The organism is Longimonas sp., from assembly GCF_046498435.1.
In the GTDB taxonomy this organism is placed as follows: Bacteria; Bacteroidota; Rhodothermia; order Rhodothermales; family Salinibacteraceae; genus Longimonas.
Genome location: NZ_JAWOAR010000247.1, coordinates 1 through 19,361, shown reverse-complemented (window position 1 = coordinate 19,361; position 19,361 = coordinate 1). Strand labels below are relative to the sequence as shown.

The following is a 19,361-nucleotide window of genomic DNA, read 5'->3' as shown; positions in this document are numbered from 1 at the left end:
GGCGCTTACACGACGGAGAGCGGTTGTACGCTGAATGACGAAATAAAGATCGCGATGCACAGATAGCCCAGCCAGCGGCGCCCCGAAGACAGCGGCTCGTGTTGACGTACGGGCGGATGCTCTACCCGAATCAGCCACAGAATAAGGAGCGTCCACAGCAGCCACCCGCTGTATCCAATGGTGTGAAGGCCTGCCCATTCCAGTTCGGCGAGTCCGGTACCTAGGAGCAAGCCGCCCAGGCTAAGCAGTTGGAGTGTAGGGGCTTGCCGAAAGATGCTACGGTTGTACAGGTGTAGAATCCCTGCGAGGATCCCCCAGGCGAGCCATGTGCCCCAGGCTGTGTAGTCGAGCAAGGCCGGGCGGATGCCCTCCATGAACCCGATACTGCCTGAAAGAAGCAAGATCCATACGAACAGGCGCGCGAGGCGCCGGTGCCATCGCGCCCCAAAGAGCGCATACAGCACGTGGCCGCCATCGAGTTGTCCTACCGGAAGCAAGTTCAAGGCGGTAAAAAAGAGCCCCAGCCAGCCTGCAAAGAGCACCGGATAGTGGTAGATCTCGTACATGGGGGGCACGTTGTCGAACAGTTGGGAGAGCATCCAAAACAGCGGAGTCTGCCCGACCACAATCACCGAAGTTTCGTCCTCTGCATCCGCCAACGAAGGCGGTTCATCGGGAAAGGTGCCGTACTGTTCGATGTGCGTCTTGAGCGCGTCGTGCCCAGGCTGGTCCAAAAGATACTCGGGCGGAGGCAGGGTCGCAAATGCATACAGGAGGATACCAAGCGCCACGACGAACCCGGCCACTGGTCCCGACGCCCCAATGTCGAAGAGCGTACGCATGGAGGGGATGGGCTCCCGAATCCGAATGACCGCGCCAAAATTGCCGATGCCGTTAAACGGAAACGGAATGTAGTACGGAAGCGACGTATTAATGCCGTGGTGGCGGGCAGCAAAATAGTGCCCAAACTCGTGAACCGTCAAAAACGCGAGGAGCGGCACGGCATAGCGGAGTCCGTCGAGCCACAGGTGCCACTGTCCGGCCGTTTCGTAGTACGGCGCCCGGTTGACCCAGAGCATGCCTGCGTAGATGGTCGAGCCCAGCGTAAGCACAAACAAAAGCAGGTGCAGCCAGGCCCGGTCGGACGAACCCTGCGACGAGGCGCGCGGCGACGAGGCGGACGAAGAAGACGCGTTGGGCATGGGTGCAGCGGCAAAGAGGGAGAAGGCAGACGCAACGCGTAGGAAGCTACGACAGCGCCGTGACGCCGTTTTCAATACGGTCGAGCGCCGTTTCAAGGTCGCTCATCGACGAGGCGTAGGAGATGCGCAGCCCATTCGGATCGCCAAATGCCTCGCCGGGCACCAGGGCCACATGGTGTTGCTCCAGCAGATACATACACAGATCGTTGCTGCTTGCAATGGCAGTGCCATCGGGGGCCGTCTGCCCGAAGAGTGCCGATACATCCGGAAACAGGTAGAACGCCCCTTCGGGCGTGGGGCACGTAACGCCGGGAAGCGCATCGAGGCGGCCCAGTACGTAGTCGCGGCGCTTGCGGAACGCGCTCACCATGTCGTACACCGGTTGCATATCCATCGTGAGGGCGGCTTGCCCAGCACGCTGCGAGATGCTACTCGGTGCCGAAGTGAACTGCCCCTGCACTTTAGCTGCCGCCGACACAATGGGCTTGGGCCCCGCCATGTAGCCAAGGCGCCACCCGGTCATCGCAAACGCCTTCGAGAAGCCGTTGATGGTAATGGTGCGGTCGTAGAGGCCCGGAAGGGAGGCCACAGCGGTATGCTCGGCATCAAACACGACATGCTCATAGATCTCGTCGGAGAGCACGTACACGTGGTCGTTTTCCCGTAGGACCTCGGCCAGCGCCTCCAGTTCGCCAGGTGTGTACACCGAGCCGGTGGGATTCGAGGGCGAGCACAGGATGAGCAGGCGCGTATCCGGAGTAATGGCGTCGTCGAGCTGCTCGGGCGTAAGGCGGTACTGCTGCTCGGGCGTGGTGGATACGATGCGCGGCGTAGCCCCGGAAAAACGCGTCATTTCAGGATAGCTGACCCAGTACGGCGCCGGAATGAGCACCTCGTCGCCTTCGTCGCACAAGACGTGGACAGCCAGGGCAATAGACTGCTTGGCTCCATTTGAGCACAGAATTTGGTCGGGCGCATACGAGAGATCATTGTCCTGCTCAAACTTATCCGCAATGGTTTGGCGCAAGGAGGGCATGCCCGGATTCTCCGTGTAGTTGGTGAACCCTTCGTCGATAGCCTGCTTTCCGGCCTGTGCGATGGCCTCGGGCGTATTGAAGTCGGGCTCGCCAGCACTCAGTGCCACAACGGGATGCCCTTCGCGGCGCAGTGCCGAGGCACGCGCCTTCATAGCAAGGGTGGCCGATGGCTGCATCTGGGCGACGCGGGCATTGAATCGGATTGAGCGAGACGTATCGGGCATAGACATAAGTAAGACAGCAGAATGCAGGCAAAAGAATACGAGCAGAAAGACACAAGGGGCAGCAGTATACAGGCGAGTCCACAAGAAAACACGCCCTAACTATGAGGGTGCGTTGGCATCCTCTCGTTTTTCCGCAAGCGCCTCGACCACAGGCGGCGGCACGAATTTCGAGACATCGCCCGACCAGTGGTGTATGTCGCGCACGATAGAGGAACTCACAAAGGCGTGCGCTTCAGAAGTCATCAGGAAGATGGTTTCCAAATCAGGGGCAAGCTTGCGGTTGGCAAAGGCCATACGGAACTCATAATCAAAATCGCTGACCTGCCGTAAGCCGCGCACGAGCACTTGGGCTCCAGCCTCCTCAGCACGATCCACGATGAGTCCCTCATGAGCCACTACCTGTATATGATCGAGCGATTGGGTGCACGCCTCAATCAGGGCGATGCGCTCCTCGGTAGAAAAGAGCGTTTCTTTTGATGCATTGACCCCTACAGTGACTTCCACCCGGTCGAAGAGCGCCAGTGCGCGCTCCAGCACATCTAAGTGGCCATACGTAAACGGATCAAACGTGCCAGGATACAGAGCAAGCACAAGCGGCAAGGAGCATTGGCAGCAAGACGGTGAATTAGGGAGTCGAGGCCGCATCGGCAGCCCCGGGAGCCGCGTCGGCGGCTTCGGTTTCGGGCGCCTCTGACTCAGCCGGCGGAAGTGGAGGACGGAACACCGTCACGATGGTGCGTCCGTATTTGCGATGCGTGGTGCGATGCGGATGGTCGTCGAAAAAGTGATGCGAACTGTGTTCAAGCGTGAACACGCCATCGGAGGTCAGGTGCGGCACGGCCAGGTCGGGCATCTCGCGCATCGCCTCCAGCTTATACGGCGGGTCGGCCATGATCAGGTTCACATCCGGTCCTGTGTAGCGCCGCATATACGTAACCGCATCCCCCTGCACGAACAAGCACTGATCGGCCACGCCCAGGCGCTCGGCATTCTGACGCGCACAGTTGAGCACGGGGCCATCGGACTCGACAAAGGTGACGAGAGCGGCGCCACGGCTGATGGCTTCCAGTCCAAGCGCACCCGTACCGGCAAACAGGTCGATGACTTCGGCCCCTTGCAGGTAGATACGGCTGTCAATCAGGCTAAAGAGAGATTCGCGGGTACGAGCGGTTGACGGGCGCGTGCGGTGGCCGTCGGGCGCGTCGATGGTATGCCCGCGAAATTGACCGGCGATAATACGCATACAAGCAGGCAGTCAGTGCACAAGAAACGGTGCGTTCAGGCAGATATGGTGTACCGACCGATGCAGGTGCAAGTTCGCATGCCAGTTTGCACCAACGAGCAGCTGCGCCCAGCCCCCTACTGGGCGGCAGCCCACAGCGTGCTATGAAGCGGGGCCCACCGCAGCGGGTGGCCGGGATGGGCATCGGACGTGCTTGGTTCGGAGCGGCTGTTATGCAAACGTGCCATAGCTTCTGACCGAGGAAGCTGCATGAGTCGAGGCTGCACGCCTGCAATGGGCGGCATGTTGGGGACGGTAGAGGCATCGGGGCCGTACGCCCATGCAGCGTCGAGCCCCGCATCGGCTAAGCGGAGCCGGTTTAGAAGAAGCGCTGCGAAGTAGGCGCGGTCAGCAGCGGTTTGTGCCAGGGGAGTGTAGTAGAGATACGCACAGGTGGTGCCATACCACAGGGTATACTCGGTTTGCGCACCGTAGCTACCGATGCCCAAGTGCCACCCGCTGATGCGTGGTGCTGCGGCATCACAGGTATGGGCGGCGCTGTAGGCAACGGTTGAACGGTTAGCGTCAATGGCGTCGGCCCACTGATCGACCCACTGACGCGCACCCTGAGGCACAATCGCCCCCCGATACCACTGCTGCGATGCGCCCCGCGGAAGGGGAGCCGATATCTCTGTCATAAGCAAGCGCAAGGCCCCAGCCTGGCGGGCTCCGGTGAGCAGCGCCGCCTGTTGCATAAGCGCGCGCCTACAGTCCGATGCCGAAGCAGTGGCACTAAGCGGGGCCTGCACAGCCAGTCCTGCCGGGCTGTGTACCAGCACGCGGAGCGTTGCAATGGGCACATCGGCGGTGCGAACGGTAGCTGCAAGATGATGCAGCACCGCATCGAGCACGGCCTGGCCAGGAGGTTCATCGCCAAGGCGAAGCAGAGCGGCCCCTGCATCTGCCGCCACATGCTGCTCGGTATGGGCGTACCACTGTAAGGGCGTGCGCGACCCTACCGCAACGCGGCAGGTCGATCCCGACAGTTCGACAACAGCATCATAGGCGGTGTTCATAGGAAACGTGGTACAAACGGCACGCTGCCTTGTGTCCAGAGAACACCGCAAACGGAGGAGGCCCTTCGCCCCGGTGTATCACATGCCGCCTGGCGATCCAGCACAGCCGGTGCCAATGTGGTTACTCCCAACTGGTTACGTTTGTGCGAGTCGGGTCGCCGGTGAGCGTGCCAATCTGATCGTCCGAGTCCGGCGATTCGAGCAGATACGTTGGCACCTGCCCCGTGTCGCTCAGCGTATAGACAAACGGATCGCCACTACGGGGCGAGTAGAACATCGAATCCAACTCAAACGACGTTTGGAACAAGCTGTCGCGATTGTCGAGCAGTGCCGTATCGCGCTCGATGTGCTCCATCAATTGGTCGAGCGAGTCGGGGTAGGTCGTGCTGTCCGTTTCGTATCGATTCAGGGCTGTACGAATATCGACCATGCGGTTGCGCACCTCCTCGGTAAGCCGCTCCTCACGTTCAATAGCCTCGTACGGCTCGGTAATCGAGTAGTACAAGAAGTACGCAAGCACGGCAATGACGATGGCCAGCACAACTTGCAGGGTAGTCCGGAGACGATCGCTCTTGAGCGCCATAAAATGCAGCAGTGGGTAAGACGATAATGGATGAGGCAAATGCCGCAGCCCATGCCGAACGGGCTTAGACGGAGCAGCAGGTACAGGAGCCGTACGCAATGTATGACTTCACACTACATCGCGAAGGCGCCAACTAACGCGCCAAACTGTCGGTGGCTAAGGCATTTGCACGTAACACAGACCAAAAATATACGGTACCCAAGCGAATTGCAAGGCGCTATGTCACAGATCGTTATTTATTGATGTAGATCCCGCATAGGAAAGATGCTTAAAGGTAAGCTACAGGTGCAGATTGCTTGCGGGAAGGAAGCCCACATGGGAATCCCGCTAATCGCTGGATGCAGGAGGTACATCTTCCAAACAAAGCTCCGCACGTTGGGTACAGAGACGTCCTGATCTGTCGCTCCATTGTCTTGTATCACGCGTTTTTTTGCTTCTATGACCGCTCCGCGCCTGCTCATTAATATCGATCATGTGGCTACGCTTCGTAATGCACGCCGTGAGGATACACCCGACCCCGTGCACGCCGCTGGGCTCTGCATGCAAGCCAATGCACATGGCATTGTGTTTCATTTGCGGGAGGACCGGCGCCACATCACTGAGCGCGACGTGCGTCTGCTCAAGCAAACCGTACACGGCAAGCTCGACTTTGAGCTCTCGACCAACGCCGACGTGGTTAGCATCTGCTGCGATGTGCAGCCCGAGCTGGCTACACTGGTGCCCGAGCGGCGCGAGGAGGTGACCACCGAGGGCGGACTCGACGTACGCGCCAATGCTGCCCGGCTCGATGCGGTGATCCCCACGCTGAAAGAAGCCGGCGTGGAGCAGGTTGCCCTTTTTGTGGATCCTGTGCCGCATCAGATTGAGGCTGTGGCCGAGGCAGGGGCTCACGCTGTCGAGTTGCACACGGGCGACTATGCAAATGCCACCACCGAGTCCGCCCGCCAGCGCGAATTGGATCGGTTGGCAACCGGTGCACACGCCGCTCACGAAGCCGGACTGCGCGTGCACGCTGGACACGGGCTCGACTACACCAACATTCAGCCGTTCGTGCGCGCCGTTCCCCATGTCGCCGAAGTGTCGATTGGGTTTGCCGTGATTAGTCGTGCGGTGTTCAGCGGCCTCCCGCAGGCTGTACGCGACATGCGCCATCTCATCCACACCGCCTAACCTGGTCCTACTCCCTACTCCTTATGTTTGACGAGATCCCCGATTCCCACCGCAGTGGCTATGTGTCGCTTGTCGGCAAGCCCAATGTGGGCAAAAGCACGCTCATGAATGCACTCTTGGGCCAAAAGCTCTCGATTGTTACGCGTAAGCCCCAAACAACTCGGCATCGCATCGTGGGCATCCATTCTGGGCCCGAACATCAGATCATTTTTCAGGATACGCCGGGGATTATCAAGCCCGAGTATGGGTTACACAACGCCATGATGGATCAGGTAAAAACCGCCATTCGCGATGCCGACCTGCTGCTCTTCCTGGCCGACGCCACGCGCGACACCCCCGATACGCTGAGCCTGGAGGAGATTGAGGACCGAACTGCGCTGCTCGTGCTCACCAAAATGGATCTGATTCCGCAAGAGCAGGCGCTCCCGCTGGTGGAAACGTACACCGACCTGCGGGCCTTCGAAGAGGTCATTCCAACGTCGGCAGTCACGGGGTTCAACCTCGACGTGCTGCTCGACACCCTGCGTGATATGCTTCCCCAAGGGCCGCCCTTTTATCCCAAAGACCAGATTAGCGAGCACCCCCAGCGGTTTTTTGTCGCTGAACTCATTCGCGAACAGATCCTGGAATACTTTCATGAAGAGGTACCGTACTCCACACAGGTCAATATCGTGGAGTACACCGCACGCGACACCAGCAAAGACTTCATTGATGCTGAAATCGTTGTAACGCGAAAGAGTCACAAAGGCATCCTCATTGGCAAGGGCGGACGCGCACTCAAGCGGCTGGGGAAGGCAGCGCGCCATTCCATTGAAGCGTTTTTGGATACGCCCGTTTACCTACAACTGCATGTCAAAGTCCGAAAAGATTGGCGCGACCGGGAGCAATTTTTACGCTCCTATGGTTACCGGGATTGATGACGCATGAAGATATACTCTTGCGCATCGGCACGGAGGTCACCTCGGGCGTGATGCCTGCCCTCCCCGAAAAAGATTCTCCCTGCGGAAAAGCGTATCGAAAGGATTCGGGACAAGCTTCCTCCTTCCTCGTATTACCGGTACGACGCGGCTCAACATAGACGTAGGAGAGTCGCCGTCACTTGACTTGAAACTGAACCGCGACCGCGCATCATTTGAAGGTGTTTGCAAAGCCCCCTCATGCGCTACATGCGGCTGGCTCACCGTTCCAGTCGCTTTCAGCCTGCCCGTGCTGGTCTCCGCTTTACCCTATTGAGTTTGCCTGCTATGGACGACGCGTCAATGTCGTTTGGCTCCTTGGCTTCAACGGAAGCTACGCACAAAGCTATCGTGCGGCAGTACAACCTGGCTGATACATCGCCCGAGGCGCCGTTTGACCGCATCGTACAATTGGCCACGCATCTCTTTCACACGCCGTTTGCTGCACTCTCATTAAGCGATGCCGATCGTCAGGGGTTTAAAGCGTGCGTAGGTCTGGATTTGAATGAGATCGACGAGCAGCTCGCGTTTTGCAGCCACGTTGCGGCTACCGGGCAGTTGCTTGTTGTGCCCGATGCCCCCGCCGACACGCGGTTCAACGACAGTCCCTTGGTAACCGCCTCGCCGCATATCCGTTTTTATGCCGGTGCTCCGGTGAAGGTAGAAGGCTACACAATTGGTGCGCTATGTGTGATGGACACGGCGGTACGACCGCTTTCTGAACCGCAGCAACATCGGCTGCTTGAGCTGGCAAACATTGTGGCCGATGAACTTACAATGCGGCGACAAGCACGCGAACAGGAGCGGCTCCAAGAACTTCAGACGTATCAGCACGACATCCTGGAGCAGATTGCAGATGAAACGCCGCTTCCGGAGGTGCTTGCTAATATTGTTTTTCTGGCTGAAACGCATAGCCCGTCGGCGCGGGGCTCGGTGATGCTGTATGATAGCGAGGAGCGAATGCTTCGTCGCGGTGCGGCTCCGAACTTGCCCGACGCATACACCGCTGCAATTGATGGGCTCGTTGTTGGGCCGACTGTAGGATCCTGTGGCGCCGCAGTGCACCATAACGCGCAAGTCGTTACCGAAGACATTGCCCGCGATCCGCGCTGGAAGAGCCATCGAGAGCTGGCACTGACCCACAACCTACGATCGTGCTGGTCAACCCCTATCTGCGACCAAGCCGGACACGTCTTGGGCACCTTTGCACTCTACTATGCAGATATGCGAGTGCCAGCTCCTTCTGAGCAGGAAATGATGGATGCAGTGGTGCAGCTGGCCCGTGTGGCAATTACGCACCACCGGCAGCGAGATAGCCTACATACCGAGCGCGAACGGCTCGAAATGACGCTCCACGGTGGCGACTTGGGCGCGTGGGCGTGCAACTTTAACACCCGTACCTATACGGTTGATGCGCGGTGGGCTCGCATGCTGGACTACGACCCCGACGATGTTGCTCCCACGCTCGACTTCTTCTTCCAACTGGTGCATCCACACGACCGCCCGCTGTTTCACCAAGCCGTTTCTGCACATGTACAGGGCACGCGCTCGATTATCGAGACGACTCTTCGTATGCGTGCGCGAACCGGACAGTGGCGCACTATCTTAACGCGGGGAAAAGTGCTAACGTGGAATGAGGATGGAACACCACGCCGTGCTGTGGGCACCCATACAGACCTTACCGAAACGCACCAGACTAAGGAAGCGCTTAAGGAGCAGAAGGAGATCTTGCAGATGATCTTTGACCATGTGCCTGCTATGATCTCCTTCTACACCGCCAAGGGAAAACTCAACATGGTGAACCGCCACTGGCAACAGGTAATAGGGTGGTCTACCAAAGAAGCCCTACAGCATCCCAATATGCTGCAAGCCCTCTTCCCAGACGACGGACTGCGTGCGCAGGTGCGCGCGTTCTTAGACGAAGCCCCCGATGCCTGGCGCGATGTTCCGGTGCATACCCGTTCCGGTGCGGTTGTCGATACGTCGTGGACCATTGTCGCCCCTACGTCCGATCTGCGCATCGCCATTGGCATCGACATTAGCGACCGAAAGCAGTATGAGGAGGAGCTCATTACAGCCAAAGAAGAGGCCGAAGAGATGAGTCGTCTCAAATCGGCACTGCTTGCGAACATGAGCCACGAAATACGTACGCCGCTCACTTCGATTATTGGGTTCTCTGAGGTCCTCCTTGGCGAGGCGCTCGCCCCGCCCGCTAATCGGTTTGTGGAGCTGGTGCACAAATCGGGGCAACGGCTGATGCGTACGCTCAACTCGGTGCTCAACCTGTCGCAACTGGAAGCCGGTACCGTCGAACTACAGCCCGAAGCCTTTGACCTGGCGCAGCAGCTTTCGCATCTGCATGCTCTGTTCCGCGAGCAAGCCGTTGAGAAAGAACTGATGTGTACGCTCACCGGTGCGAAAGAACGGGTACCGGTGGTGTTAGACGAAGGCGCCGTACATCGCATCGTCAGCAATCTGATGAGCAATGCGGTGAAGTTCACCGAACCCGGCGGCACTGTCACGCTATCGCTGGTTCCTGAGGATACCGAGGTCACACTGATTGTGCGCGATACCGGCGTCGGCATTGAGGAGACATTTTTGGATCGCCTCTTTGACCCGTTCCGGCAGGAGTCCACAGGGCATCACCGCAAGTATGAGGGCAGCGGACTGGGGCTGGCTATCACGCGAGAACTGGTTGAATTGATGCACGGAACCATTGAGGTGGATAGCGCAAAGGGGGTGGGAACGCGCTTCACAGTGCGCCTGCCTCGCGACATGCACGCGGTGCTCGCCCGTGAGGCTCCTCCTGGGGCGCCCGAAAATGAGGCACACTCAGACCATTAGCATGAGAGCATTTGGCCTGACTGCTTACAAAGGCCTCCCCCATTAACTGCACGACAGTGCCCAGCCGGAAGCGCTTGCTGCTTCCTATCAGGGCTATTACTCCATCATTGAGAGCGTTTGCTCGGCGTCATGGTGGTCATGCAGATCGTGCTGTTCGTCTTGCGATGCCAGGCTGATGTACGCCTGGGGCGTCATATCGGGAAGAAAAAAATCGATCGGATTGAGCGTTTCTTCGTCCTCGTTGCGCACCTCATAGTGCAGGTGAGGCCCTGTGGAGCGACCCGAGTTCCCTGTGTAAGCAATCAATTCGCCGCGTTTCACCTGCGTTCCAGCGCGAATCCCGTCTTCCGCCTCCGATAGATGGGCGTATCGCGTAATGTATCCGGTTTCGGGGTGGCGAATGTCAACGTAATTGCCATACGAGTTGGAGTAGGTCGACTCAAGTACAACGCCATCTGCGGAAGCAACGACAGGCGTCCCGACCCGCGTCACGAAGTCAACACCGCCGTGCATGCGACGCACACCCAGGATGGGGTCGGTACGGTATCCGTATCCCGATACAACATCGCCGTTTACCGGACGCAAGACCGGAAGCTGGGCCAGGCGATCTTCACGCTGTTCGGCGTAACGCACCAGTTCGCGGTAGCTGGCACTTTGCAGTCCGACCTCCCGCTCCATTTCGTCGAGCAGGGACTCGGTTTCGCGAAGCAAGGTGGCTGTGTCTTCTTCGAACCGGTCGAACGAGGCGTACTGATCGTTGCCGCCGACCCCCACCTGGCGCACGTCATCGGAGATCGGCTCGACCTGCAAGAGGGTGCGATAGAGCTCTTCGTCGCGCTCGGCCAGTTCGTCGATCTCTTCGGAGAGCACTTCAAGCTCACCGCTGGCGCGCTCCAGCTGATCTTGCAGGACTTTGTTCTCGCTTTGGAGGGCCTGCTCGGTCGGTGTGCGGATCAGTTCCGCATCCATTGCTAAAGCCAGCACACCTGCCAGGAGCAGGGCAAGCCCGCCCACCCAGGTATAGCGCCGTACTTTATCTACCGGCGTTTCCTCAATTTCGACAAAGCGACACGTTTCAGGATCATATCTATACTCGGTCTCGGGTTTCATGTGAACAAGATCAGATGACGTAATACAGGCGGTGGGGACGACCGTGCATGAGCATCGCCAATATAATAGCGCGTAACGGTATGTGTCAAGGTCGATTGAACAAGATCCATCACATATTTGATTGTTGCTACACCAGGGTGTGCAGATCTTGTTATGCTTTGTTGCTGAATACGCCCTCGCTGATGCAAGTAGAGCGATGCAAGTAGAGCGATGCAAAAGAGCGACCTCCTGAAGGCGATTTTCCCTTTGAGCGGGTCAGCGGCCAACTATAAACATTGGCCGATTACTTACAGGAGCAATGACTATACCATACGCATTGAGCATACGAGAAGAGACAGAAGTTAGGCGATTCTGCTGCGTTTTGCCGTCGTGGTTACTCATAATCCTGCTCAAAGTAGTGAATGCCCCGCCGGGGTCCGCCGCGCTTTGACTGGATTTGGTCGCGCAGGCGCTGCTGGAAGACTTCTTTTGGGTTATATCCGTAGTGACGCAGTAAATAATTCATAGCGATGACCTCACAGATCACAGTCACGCTCTTGCCAGGCGTTATGGGCACACGTACACGCGGCAGCGGCACGCCCAGAATCTCATGCGTACCTTCAACCATGTCGATGCGGGTGTAGGCGGTATTGGCGTCGGCCATCTCCATCTGCACAACCAGTTCAACCCGTTTTTGGAAGCGAATGGCCCGGATACCAAACATCGCGCGGATGTCTACCAAGCCAAGACCGCGCACCTCCATAAAGTGCTGAACCAGATCGGTGCCGGCTCCCATCAAGATCGAGGAATCGCGGCGGGTTACCATCACCACGTCATCGGCCACAAGGCGGTGCCCACGCTCAATCAGGTCAAGGGCCACCTCGCTCTTTCCGATCCCTGAGGGCCCCGACAGCAGCAGACCAACCCCGTAGACGTCAACAAGTGAGCCGTGCACTGCTTTCTGGGGCGCAAAATGATCGACGAGCAGCGAGCGGATGGTGGCCATGGCCTCTACCGTGGGCGTGTCGGTCTGAAAGACCGGGATGCAGGCGTCGGTAGCCATGTCGAGAAGTGCGCTGCCAAGCGTGTTACCGGCAGTGCAGATGATGCAGGGAATGGCGAACTGCGTAAGGTTTCCGAACGCCTCGCGCCGGGCTTGCGCATCCAAATGACGCAAGTAGCGCGTCTCGGTATTGCCCAGAATCTGCACCCGCTGATAGGTAAACAGATCTATGTATCCCGCCAACGCTAGCCCAGGGCGGTGCAGGTGGTCTTCTTGGATGGATGCGCAGGGCGCGTTGACGCTATTGAGCGACGTAAGCGGCAGGTCGGCCCGCTCGCGGAGCCGCGCCACAAACGTATCGATGGAAAGGGCAGGGGCGTTGGAAGTAGCCTCAGACATAGCAAACAGACGTCGTGGAGAGCAGTGAGTGCGGGCGGTGTAAAACCGATGCGTTACCATTCCTCTGCGCCAAGGCACACCTCGTGTTAGGGCACCTCAACGGTATCGAGCACATCTTGCACGAGCGAGGCCGTCGTCAGCCCCTGGGCTTCTGCCTCGTAGGTGCGCACAATGCGATGCGACAACACCTCGGGCACAACGGCACGCACGTCGTCGGGGGTTACGTAGGCACGTCGTTGCAAAAATGCATGCCCCCGCGCCGCCAGGTTCAAATTGATAGAAGCCCGTGGCGACGCGCCGTGTTCAATGAGTCCGTGAAGCCGGTCGGCTCCGTAGGCATTGGGGGTGCGGGTCGTCAGTACCAGGTCTACTATATACTGCTCGACTTGCGCATCCATATACAGGTCGTTGAGCACCTTCCGCGCTCGGATGACCTGCTCGGGCGTAGCCACGGGCGTAACAGCCGGATGGGTGTTTGTGCGTGCCATACGACGCATGATTTCAAGTTCCTCCTTACGCGAGGGATAAGGCACCTGCACCTTCATCATGAAGCGATCCATCTGCGCCTCAGGCAGCGGGTAGGTGCCTTGCTGCTCAATGGGGTTTTGGGTTGCCAGCACCAGAAACGGATCATCGAGCGGAAACGTCTGGTCGCCAATCGTTACCTGTCGCTCCTGCATGCTTTCGAGCAGCGCGCTTTGCACCTTGGCTGGCGAGCGGTTGATCTCATCGGCCAAGATGATGTTGGCGAAGATGGGTCCTTTTTCAACCGTAAAAGAGCCGGTTTGCTGATTGTACATCAGGGTGCCCAGGACATCCGCTGGCAAGAGATCGGGAGTGAACTGGATACGCTGAAATGTAGTGCCGATGCACTGCGCAAGCATACGCACCGTTAGCGTTTTGGCAAGCCCTGGTACCCCCTCCAGCAACACATGGCCGTTGCACAGCAGCCCAATAAGCAGGCGCTCAATCATGTGGGTTTGTCCTACCACCACGCGGCTCACCTCGTCAAGTACGTCATGCACGAACGCTCCCTCGCGCACCACACGCTCCTTCACAGCAGTCAGATCAGCATCGGGCATGGGCAGCAGGCGTTTACAGTGGAGTGAAGGACACAGGATGATGAAACGTTGCCTCGTAGCGCTCACGCAGCGTACGAATATGGGCGGGATACGCCGGGCGGCGCCCTATAGTAAGCACGTAGCCATCGCGTCCGGTCATGCCCGCCCCATAAAGACCGTCTTCAGTGTAGCCTTTCGCCTGCTCCACAAGAAAATTCGCAGCTGCCGAAGCGCCGTCCCACGTAGTCTGGAGCGAGGCATGCGTCATATGCAGCAGGGCTCCGCTCATCTGGCCGTCGCCGTGGCGCAGTGCCACCACATGTTTTTGCACCCGTCGGTTTTCCGTGACGAGATGCCGCACCACTGCATGGTGCTCAGATGCAATTTGATCTAAAGCACGGTCAAGGGCCCGATGCTCCAGGGCGCTAAAGGTTTGCAATTCGGCAAAATCATCAGTGGCCCGTAGCGCATTCAGAGCAGCCTGCGTGCGTTGATGCCGCCGCTCAGACACTTCGGGCGTGTACTGTGGGGGCGGGTCGGGAGCAAAAAACCCCCACTGCAATGCGTTATTATGCTCGGTAGGCACGGACAAGGCCTCATGCTCGGGCGTGTCGGTGAGCACAAACGGGGCCAGGTGACCATTGGAATGCGCGGCGGCACTTACGGCCAGTGGATACGCGGCACTGTAGGGGCGGCCATAAGCATCCGGCAACACGGACTGTGCAACCTCAACAAACGATGCGGCAAACGGCGGGGCATCGGCCTCGGGCGTGAGCCGCAGGAGCATCCGATGCACAGCGCGCGCCAGGGCAGCCACGTACGCATCGCGGCAGGTGTCGGGAAGCGTATGCGCCACAGCCAGATCTAACGCCGGGGCCGAAGCGGAGGCCGCACCAAGCAGCGCACGCACCACGCGAGCCGTTACTGAATCGGTGGGGCGCGCCTCGGTGTTCGGCGGAAGCGCCACGCGAGCGGGAGCCCCGGTCTCGGCCAAGCGAGATACATCATTGGGCGCCAGCCGGGCCGTTATCGCAACGCCATGCGGAAGCCCAGCAAACAGCGCAAACCCCTCGCTGTAGTGCGTATGGTCGGCCTGCACAGCCAGCGGAGCCTGCTGATAGATGGCCGTAGGAGCTTCAGCATCTGCATCGAAGTGCTCGGCAAAAAGCGCACGGGCGGCATCCACCGTCGACGATGCCAGGTCGGCTACCTTGGGCGATCGGAAGGATGCGGTGGTGGATGGCATAGCGAGCAAGCAGTCGTGAGCAGAGCGGCGAAAAGAAAGAGGCTATGCAGCAGATTCAACGACCGATTCGGCAGCGGTAGAGGCCAGCACATCGCCCGGCGACATGGGATAGCCGTTCACGAATGCTTCGGCATCCAGGCGCTGCTTGCCGGGCTGCTGAAGCACATCAAGCGCCACCGCTCCAGTACCGCAGGCTACGTGCACCACGCCGTCTGTTGAGAGCACCGTGCCCGGAGCGGCGTCATGGGCGGCCTCGGCCTCGTCGTCAAGCAGATGCGAGCGGTAGATCTTCAAGCGCGTGTCGCCGTGCAGCGTCCAGGCCCCCGGAATGGGCGAGAGGCCTCGAATATGGTTGTGCACCGTGGCGGCAGGCTCCGACCACGGAATATCGGCCTCCTCGGCGTGTACCTTGGGGGCGGGCGTGGCGGCGGCGTTATCCTGGGGGATGCGCGGTGCATTGCCCTGTTCAATGAGCTGCACTGTTTCAACGACCGCCTCGGCCCCCAGATGCATCATGCGGTCGTGCACATCGCCCGTGGTCTCATTTGGACCAATTGGCATCCGCTTTTTCAGAATGATATCGCCGGTATCAACGGTAGGCTCCAGAAAAAACGTGGTCACCCCGGTCTCGGTATCCCCATTTATCACAGCGCGATGGATGGGCGCAGCGCCCCGATACGCCGGCAAGAGCGACCCGTGCAGGTTAAACGCGCCCTTGCTCGGAATCGAAAGCACCGATGGCGGCAGAATCTTGAACGCCACGACCACAAAGCAATCGGGGTCGCGCTTGCGCAGGGCGTCCGCAAACGACGCATCGTGCACCGAATCGGGCTGGATAATATCGTCAATCTCCAGCGTCTGCGCAGCCTTCTTGACGGCGGTCGGACGCATCGACTGGCCGCGCCCGCGCCCGCGGTCGGGGCCAGTAACCACCGTCTGTGGGCGATACCCGGCATCGGAAAGCGCTTCGAGCGAGGGCACCGCAAACTCGGGGGTGCCCATAAAAACGATGTTCATGGCAACACGCGTAACATCAACAGAAATAGAACGGGGGAGGCGCTGGAGCCCATCATTCACCAAAAAGGGCCTCTACGAAGCCTTTGCGGTCGAACACCTGCAAATCGTCGAGCCCCTCGCCCACGCCAATGTATTTGACGGGCACCTGAAACTGATGCGACACGCCAATCACGACGCCGCCTTTGGCCGTGCCGTCGAGTTTGGTGAGGGCCAGGCCGGTCACGTCCACACTTTTGGTGAACTCCTCGGCCTGCCGGATCGCGTTCTGCCCAGTCGAAGCGTCGAGCACCAGGAGCACCTCGTGGGGCGCATCGGGCACCTTGCGGCTCATAATGCGCTTCATCTTGCTGAGCTCGTCCATCAGACCGCCTTTAGTGTGCAGGCGTCCGGCGGTATCGATGAGCACCACATCCGAGTTGCGCGCCACCGCCGCTTCAATGGTGTCGAAGGCGACTGCGGCGGGGTCGGAGCCGTGCTTTTGCTTAATCATCGGCACATCGGCCCGCTCCGACCAGATTTCAAGCTGCTCAATCGCGGCGGCGCGGAAGGTGTCGCCCGCGCCCATCAGCACCGACTTTCCGGCTTGCTTGTAGCGATGCGCCATCTTCCCAATGGTTGTCGTTTTACCCACACCGTTTACCCCCACCACCATCACCACATGCGGCTTGTTGGGCAGCTCCGCGTCGAAGTCGGCGGGGCGCTCGTCTTCGGTGTCGAGCATGAGCATGGCGATCTCCTCGCGGATCATCGCGTTCAGCTCCTCGGTCGACACGTACTGGTCGCGGGCCACGCGCTCTTCGATGTGGTCGATGATGTCGAGCGTGGTATCTACCCCCACATCGCTGGTAACGAGGAGCTCTTCCAGATCGTCGAGCAGTGCGGCATCAACCGTATCTTTGCCACGCACCAGCCGGTTCAGCTTGCCCATAAAGCTGGAGCGGGTTTTGTCCATTCCCTTATCCAGCTTTTCCTGTTCTTCGTCGGTGTTGCGGTTGGTAAATCGATCAAGGAAGCCCATCGGATGCAGCGGTCAGCGAGAAGAGTATGGAAGGATGCAGATGCGCTGTACGCATCCGCCTTACGATGTGTTGGGCGGTGAGGTGCCCTGGCGTGCTTGCTCTTCGTTGGGCACCTCCGCGTTGGTCGGGGCAGCAGCCGAGGAGGCGGCGCTATCAGGATGCCCGCGGGTGGCACTCAGATCCATCTGATACACCTTCTTCTGCCCCTCAGGAGCCTGTGCGGTGCGGATAAAGTGCCATGTGTACACAAAAAACGATACGACGAGCAGTCCGGAAGTCATGTACACGCACACGTCGAGCACCGGAGCGTCGGCGCGAAGCAGGGCAGCCAGCACAGTAATGGCAAGCCAGGTGGTCGCGGCTTTGCCCAGCCAGGCGCTCATGACGACCTTCCCCACGCGGCGCGCCAGAATCGCACTACCGGCTACGATAGCGCCGTCGCGCGTGAGCACAAGCAGTAGAAACCACACCGGCAGGGTGGGCTCCGAAGCCCGAAACGTAAGCGCCAGCACCGCCAGCCCGCCCGCGGCCTTGTCGGCCAGCGGGTCGAGCACCTTGCCCCACTCCGACACGGTGCCGAGCCAGCGGGCCAGGCGCCCATCGAACCAGTCGGTAAGGATCGCCACCAGCACCAGGCCCACCACCCATTCCAGGGGACCGTCTTGCCAGATCAGCCAGGCAATAGGCATCACCAACACCAGCCGGAGCAGACTCAGCGCGTTGGGGATGGTCCAGAACCGCCCCAGGTCGGGCCATTCGTTCGCGCGTGCAGTCATAGGAAGGGGAATTCGTGAAATAGATCGACTTGCAATATGCAACGCTGCCACCGCTTTCGAAAGTGCGCGCCGGGTGGCTCTATCAAATCCACCAAAACTTTCCCGCACATGGGTGGCTCAGGCTCATTGAATGCACGCGTTGCTTGCACCGCATGGGTGTGGAAGGTAGGATGTAGCAAATTGTCCGTAAGCTCCTTCCCAAACGAATGCCCGCCATGATCGAAGTGCTGTGCGTGGGGGCGTTCCTCCTTCAAGTCGGATACCTAACCTGGCTACTTGTGGGCACGCCTGCGTATCCCACAACCTTTACGGGCAAGGGGGATGCGAAAGAAACCGCTACAGGGCCCACCGTTCCGCCCATCACAGTCATTGTGGCGCTCCGTAACGAACAGGACCAGCTCCCCGCACTGGCCCAGGCGCTCCGGGCACAAACGCATCCCAGCGTGCACATCGTGTGGATCAACGACCACTCGACCGATGGCACCGCCCGTTGGTTGGATACAGAAGCGGCTCCGCACCCGCGCGAGCAGGTCGTGCACCACAGCGGACCGCCCGGCAAGAAGCATGCGCTCGATGCGGGCATTCAGGCGGCCCCCACTAAGCTACTTGCCTTCACCGATGCCGACTGCACGCCGCCGCCGCACTGGCTGGCGGTGCTGGCACAGTGCCACATGCACACCGAGCAGGATACGGTGCTCATCGGTGCCAGCCTGCTTACCGCGCCACGGGGCGTGCTCCAGCGGCTTGCGGGATACGAGACCTGGACGGCAAACATCGCCATGTTGGCAGCAGCCCAGCACGGCGCAGCGTACATGGCCGTAGGCCGCAACCTGAGCTACTCTACCTCGGTCTTCGAGCGCGTGGGCAGACATCAAGCGCACGCCCACTTGCTAAGCGGCGACGATGATCTGTTCGTGCAGGCGGCGCGTAACGTCGGGGTGCCGTGCCAGCCGGTTTGGCATACCGGGGCACACGTGCCAACGAACCCGCCAAACTCGTGGCACCGCTGGCTGCGGGGGCAGCGCCGCCACACCTCGACCGGACGCGCCTACGCGACGCGGCCCGCCCTACATCTTACGGCATACTACGCGTCGGCATTGCTCGTGTGGGGCGCACCGCTCATGATCGGAACCACAGGCGCGGGGCTGCTGGCCCTTCGACTGATCGGCGTGCTGCATCTGCTGGAACGCGGACGGGCCACGCTTGGCGTGAAAGCCCCAATGCTGCTCGCTCCGCTGTGGGATGCTGCGCATACCGTGCTGCGTATCGGCACGGCGGCTGTTGGACTCGTTGCGCCGCCCGCGAAGTGGACATAACGGCGGTGCCCCAAGATCAATACAAGAGACGCCAGAACGCCTCGTTTACTCGTCCAACGGGGGACCGTTGTACGTGTTTAGCGACGTGTAGCCTGCGAACCTGTGCCGAGCGGTGTTTAGG

17 protein-coding genes are annotated in these 19,361 nt (G+C 59.7%); 4 read left to right on the top strand and 13 right to left on the bottom strand.

Annotated elements, in window-relative coordinates; genetic code table 11:
- Window positions 1–5: 5 nt before the first annotated feature.
- The 6 genes from R6U20_RS09525 to R6U20_RS09500 all read right to left on the bottom strand — a co-directional run bounded on the left by R6U20_RS09525 (window position 6) and on the right by R6U20_RS09500 (window position 5,344).
- Window positions 6–1,202, bottom strand: a complete 1,197-nt coding sequence (locus R6U20_RS09525) for a site-2 protease family protein (protein WP_410337624.1) — start codon at window positions 1,200–1,202, stop codon at window positions 6–8.
- A gap of 46 nt (window positions 1,203–1,248) precedes the next feature.
- The gene (locus R6U20_RS09520; protein WP_410337623.1) at window positions 1,249–2,463 is read right to left on the bottom strand and encodes a pyridoxal phosphate-dependent aminotransferase; all 1,215 of its coding nucleotides are present in this window, start codon (window positions 2,461–2,463) and stop codon (window positions 1,249–1,251) included.
- 99 nt (window positions 2,464–2,562) lie between these two features.
- Window positions 2,563–3,054, bottom strand: a complete 492-nt coding sequence (coaD, locus tag R6U20_RS09515) for a pantetheine-phosphate adenylyltransferase (protein ID WP_410337622.1) — start codon at window positions 3,052–3,054, stop codon at window positions 2,563–2,565.
- 34 nt (window positions 3,055–3,088) lie between these two features.
- Window positions 3,089–3,706 (bottom strand): RsmD family RNA methyltransferase, encoded by a 618-nt coding sequence (locus R6U20_RS09510; RefSeq protein WP_410337621.1) that lies wholly within the window; start codon window positions 3,704–3,706, stop codon window positions 3,089–3,091.
- Window positions 3,707–3,822: 116 nt separating this feature from the next.
- Window positions 3,823–4,761 carry a hypothetical protein gene (locus tag R6U20_RS09505; RefSeq protein ID WP_410337620.1) on the bottom strand — a complete coding sequence of 313 codons (939 nt, stop codon included), beginning with the start codon at window positions 4,759–4,761 and terminating at the stop codon, window positions 3,823–3,825.
- 121 nt (window positions 4,762–4,882) lie between these two features.
- On the bottom strand, window positions 4,883–5,344 hold the full coding sequence (locus R6U20_RS09500; RefSeq protein WP_410337619.1) for a hypothetical protein: 462 nt from the start codon (window positions 5,342–5,344) through the stop codon (window positions 4,883–4,885).
- Between the two features lie 438 nt (window positions 5,345–5,782).
- On the opposite strand from R6U20_RS09500, the gene R6U20_RS09495 reads away from it, so the two are divergent.
- From R6U20_RS09495 to R6U20_RS09485, 3 genes are all read left to right on the top strand, one after another.
- The gene (locus R6U20_RS09495) at window positions 5,783–6,514 is read left to right on the top strand and encodes a pyridoxine 5'-phosphate synthase (RefSeq protein ID WP_410337618.1); all 732 of its coding nucleotides are present in this window, start codon (window positions 5,783–5,785) and stop codon (window positions 6,512–6,514) included.
- 23 nt (window positions 6,515–6,537) lie between these two features.
- Entirely contained in the window at window positions 6,538–7,431 is an 894-nt protein-coding gene (era, locus tag R6U20_RS09490; RefSeq protein ID WP_410337617.1) for a GTPase Era, read from the top strand.
- Window positions 7,432–7,758: 327 nt separating this feature from the next.
- A complete protein-coding gene (locus tag R6U20_RS09485; protein WP_410337616.1) occupies window positions 7,759–10,314 on the top strand; it encodes an ATP-binding protein in 2,556 nt (851 codons plus the stop codon).
- 96 nt (window positions 10,315–10,410) lie between these two features.
- Here R6U20_RS09485 and R6U20_RS09480 read toward each other — a convergent pair whose 3' ends face one another.
- From R6U20_RS09480 to R6U20_RS09450, 7 genes are all read right to left on the bottom strand, one after another.
- Complete coding sequence (locus R6U20_RS09480; RefSeq protein WP_410337615.1) at window positions 10,411–11,424, bottom strand: M23 family metallopeptidase; 1,014 nt, start codon at window positions 11,422–11,424, stop codon at window positions 10,411–10,413.
- 373 nt (window positions 11,425–11,797) lie between these two features.
- A complete protein-coding gene (gene hprK / locus R6U20_RS09475; RefSeq protein ID WP_410337614.1) occupies window positions 11,798–12,805 on the bottom strand; it encodes an HPr(Ser) kinase/phosphatase in 1,008 nt (335 codons plus the stop codon).
- A gap of 86 nt (window positions 12,806–12,891) precedes the next feature.
- The gene (locus R6U20_RS09470; RefSeq protein ID WP_410337613.1) at window positions 12,892–13,887 is read right to left on the bottom strand and encodes an AAA family ATPase; all 996 of its coding nucleotides are present in this window, start codon (window positions 13,885–13,887) and stop codon (window positions 12,892–12,894) included.
- A 13-nt stretch (window positions 13,888–13,900) separates the two neighbouring features.
- Window positions 13,901–15,112 carry a hypothetical protein gene (locus R6U20_RS09465; protein ID WP_410337612.1) on the bottom strand — a complete coding sequence of 404 codons (1,212 nt, stop codon included), beginning with the start codon at window positions 15,110–15,112 and terminating at the stop codon, window positions 13,901–13,903.
- A gap of 42 nt (window positions 15,113–15,154) precedes the next feature.
- Window positions 15,155–16,129, bottom strand: a complete 975-nt coding sequence (fmt, locus tag R6U20_RS09460; protein ID WP_410337611.1) for a methionyl-tRNA formyltransferase — start codon at window positions 16,127–16,129, stop codon at window positions 15,155–15,157.
- Between the two features lie 52 nt (window positions 16,130–16,181).
- Window positions 16,182–17,147 carry a signal recognition particle-docking protein FtsY gene (ftsY, locus tag R6U20_RS09455; protein ID WP_410337610.1) on the bottom strand — a complete coding sequence of 322 codons (966 nt, stop codon included), beginning with the start codon at window positions 17,145–17,147 and terminating at the stop codon, window positions 16,182–16,184.
- Window positions 17,148–17,207: 60 nt separating this feature from the next.
- Window positions 17,208–17,924, bottom strand: a complete 717-nt coding sequence (locus tag R6U20_RS09450) for a CDP-alcohol phosphatidyltransferase family protein (protein ID WP_410337609.1) — start codon at window positions 17,922–17,924, stop codon at window positions 17,208–17,210.
- Window positions 17,925–18,139: 215 nt separating this feature from the next.
- On the opposite strand from R6U20_RS09450, the gene R6U20_RS09445 reads away from it, so the two are divergent.
- Window positions 18,140–19,240 (top strand): glycosyltransferase, encoded by a 1,101-nt coding sequence (locus tag R6U20_RS09445; RefSeq protein WP_410337608.1) that lies wholly within the window; start codon window positions 18,140–18,142, stop codon window positions 19,238–19,240.
- Window positions 19,241–19,361 lie beyond the last annotated feature (121 nt).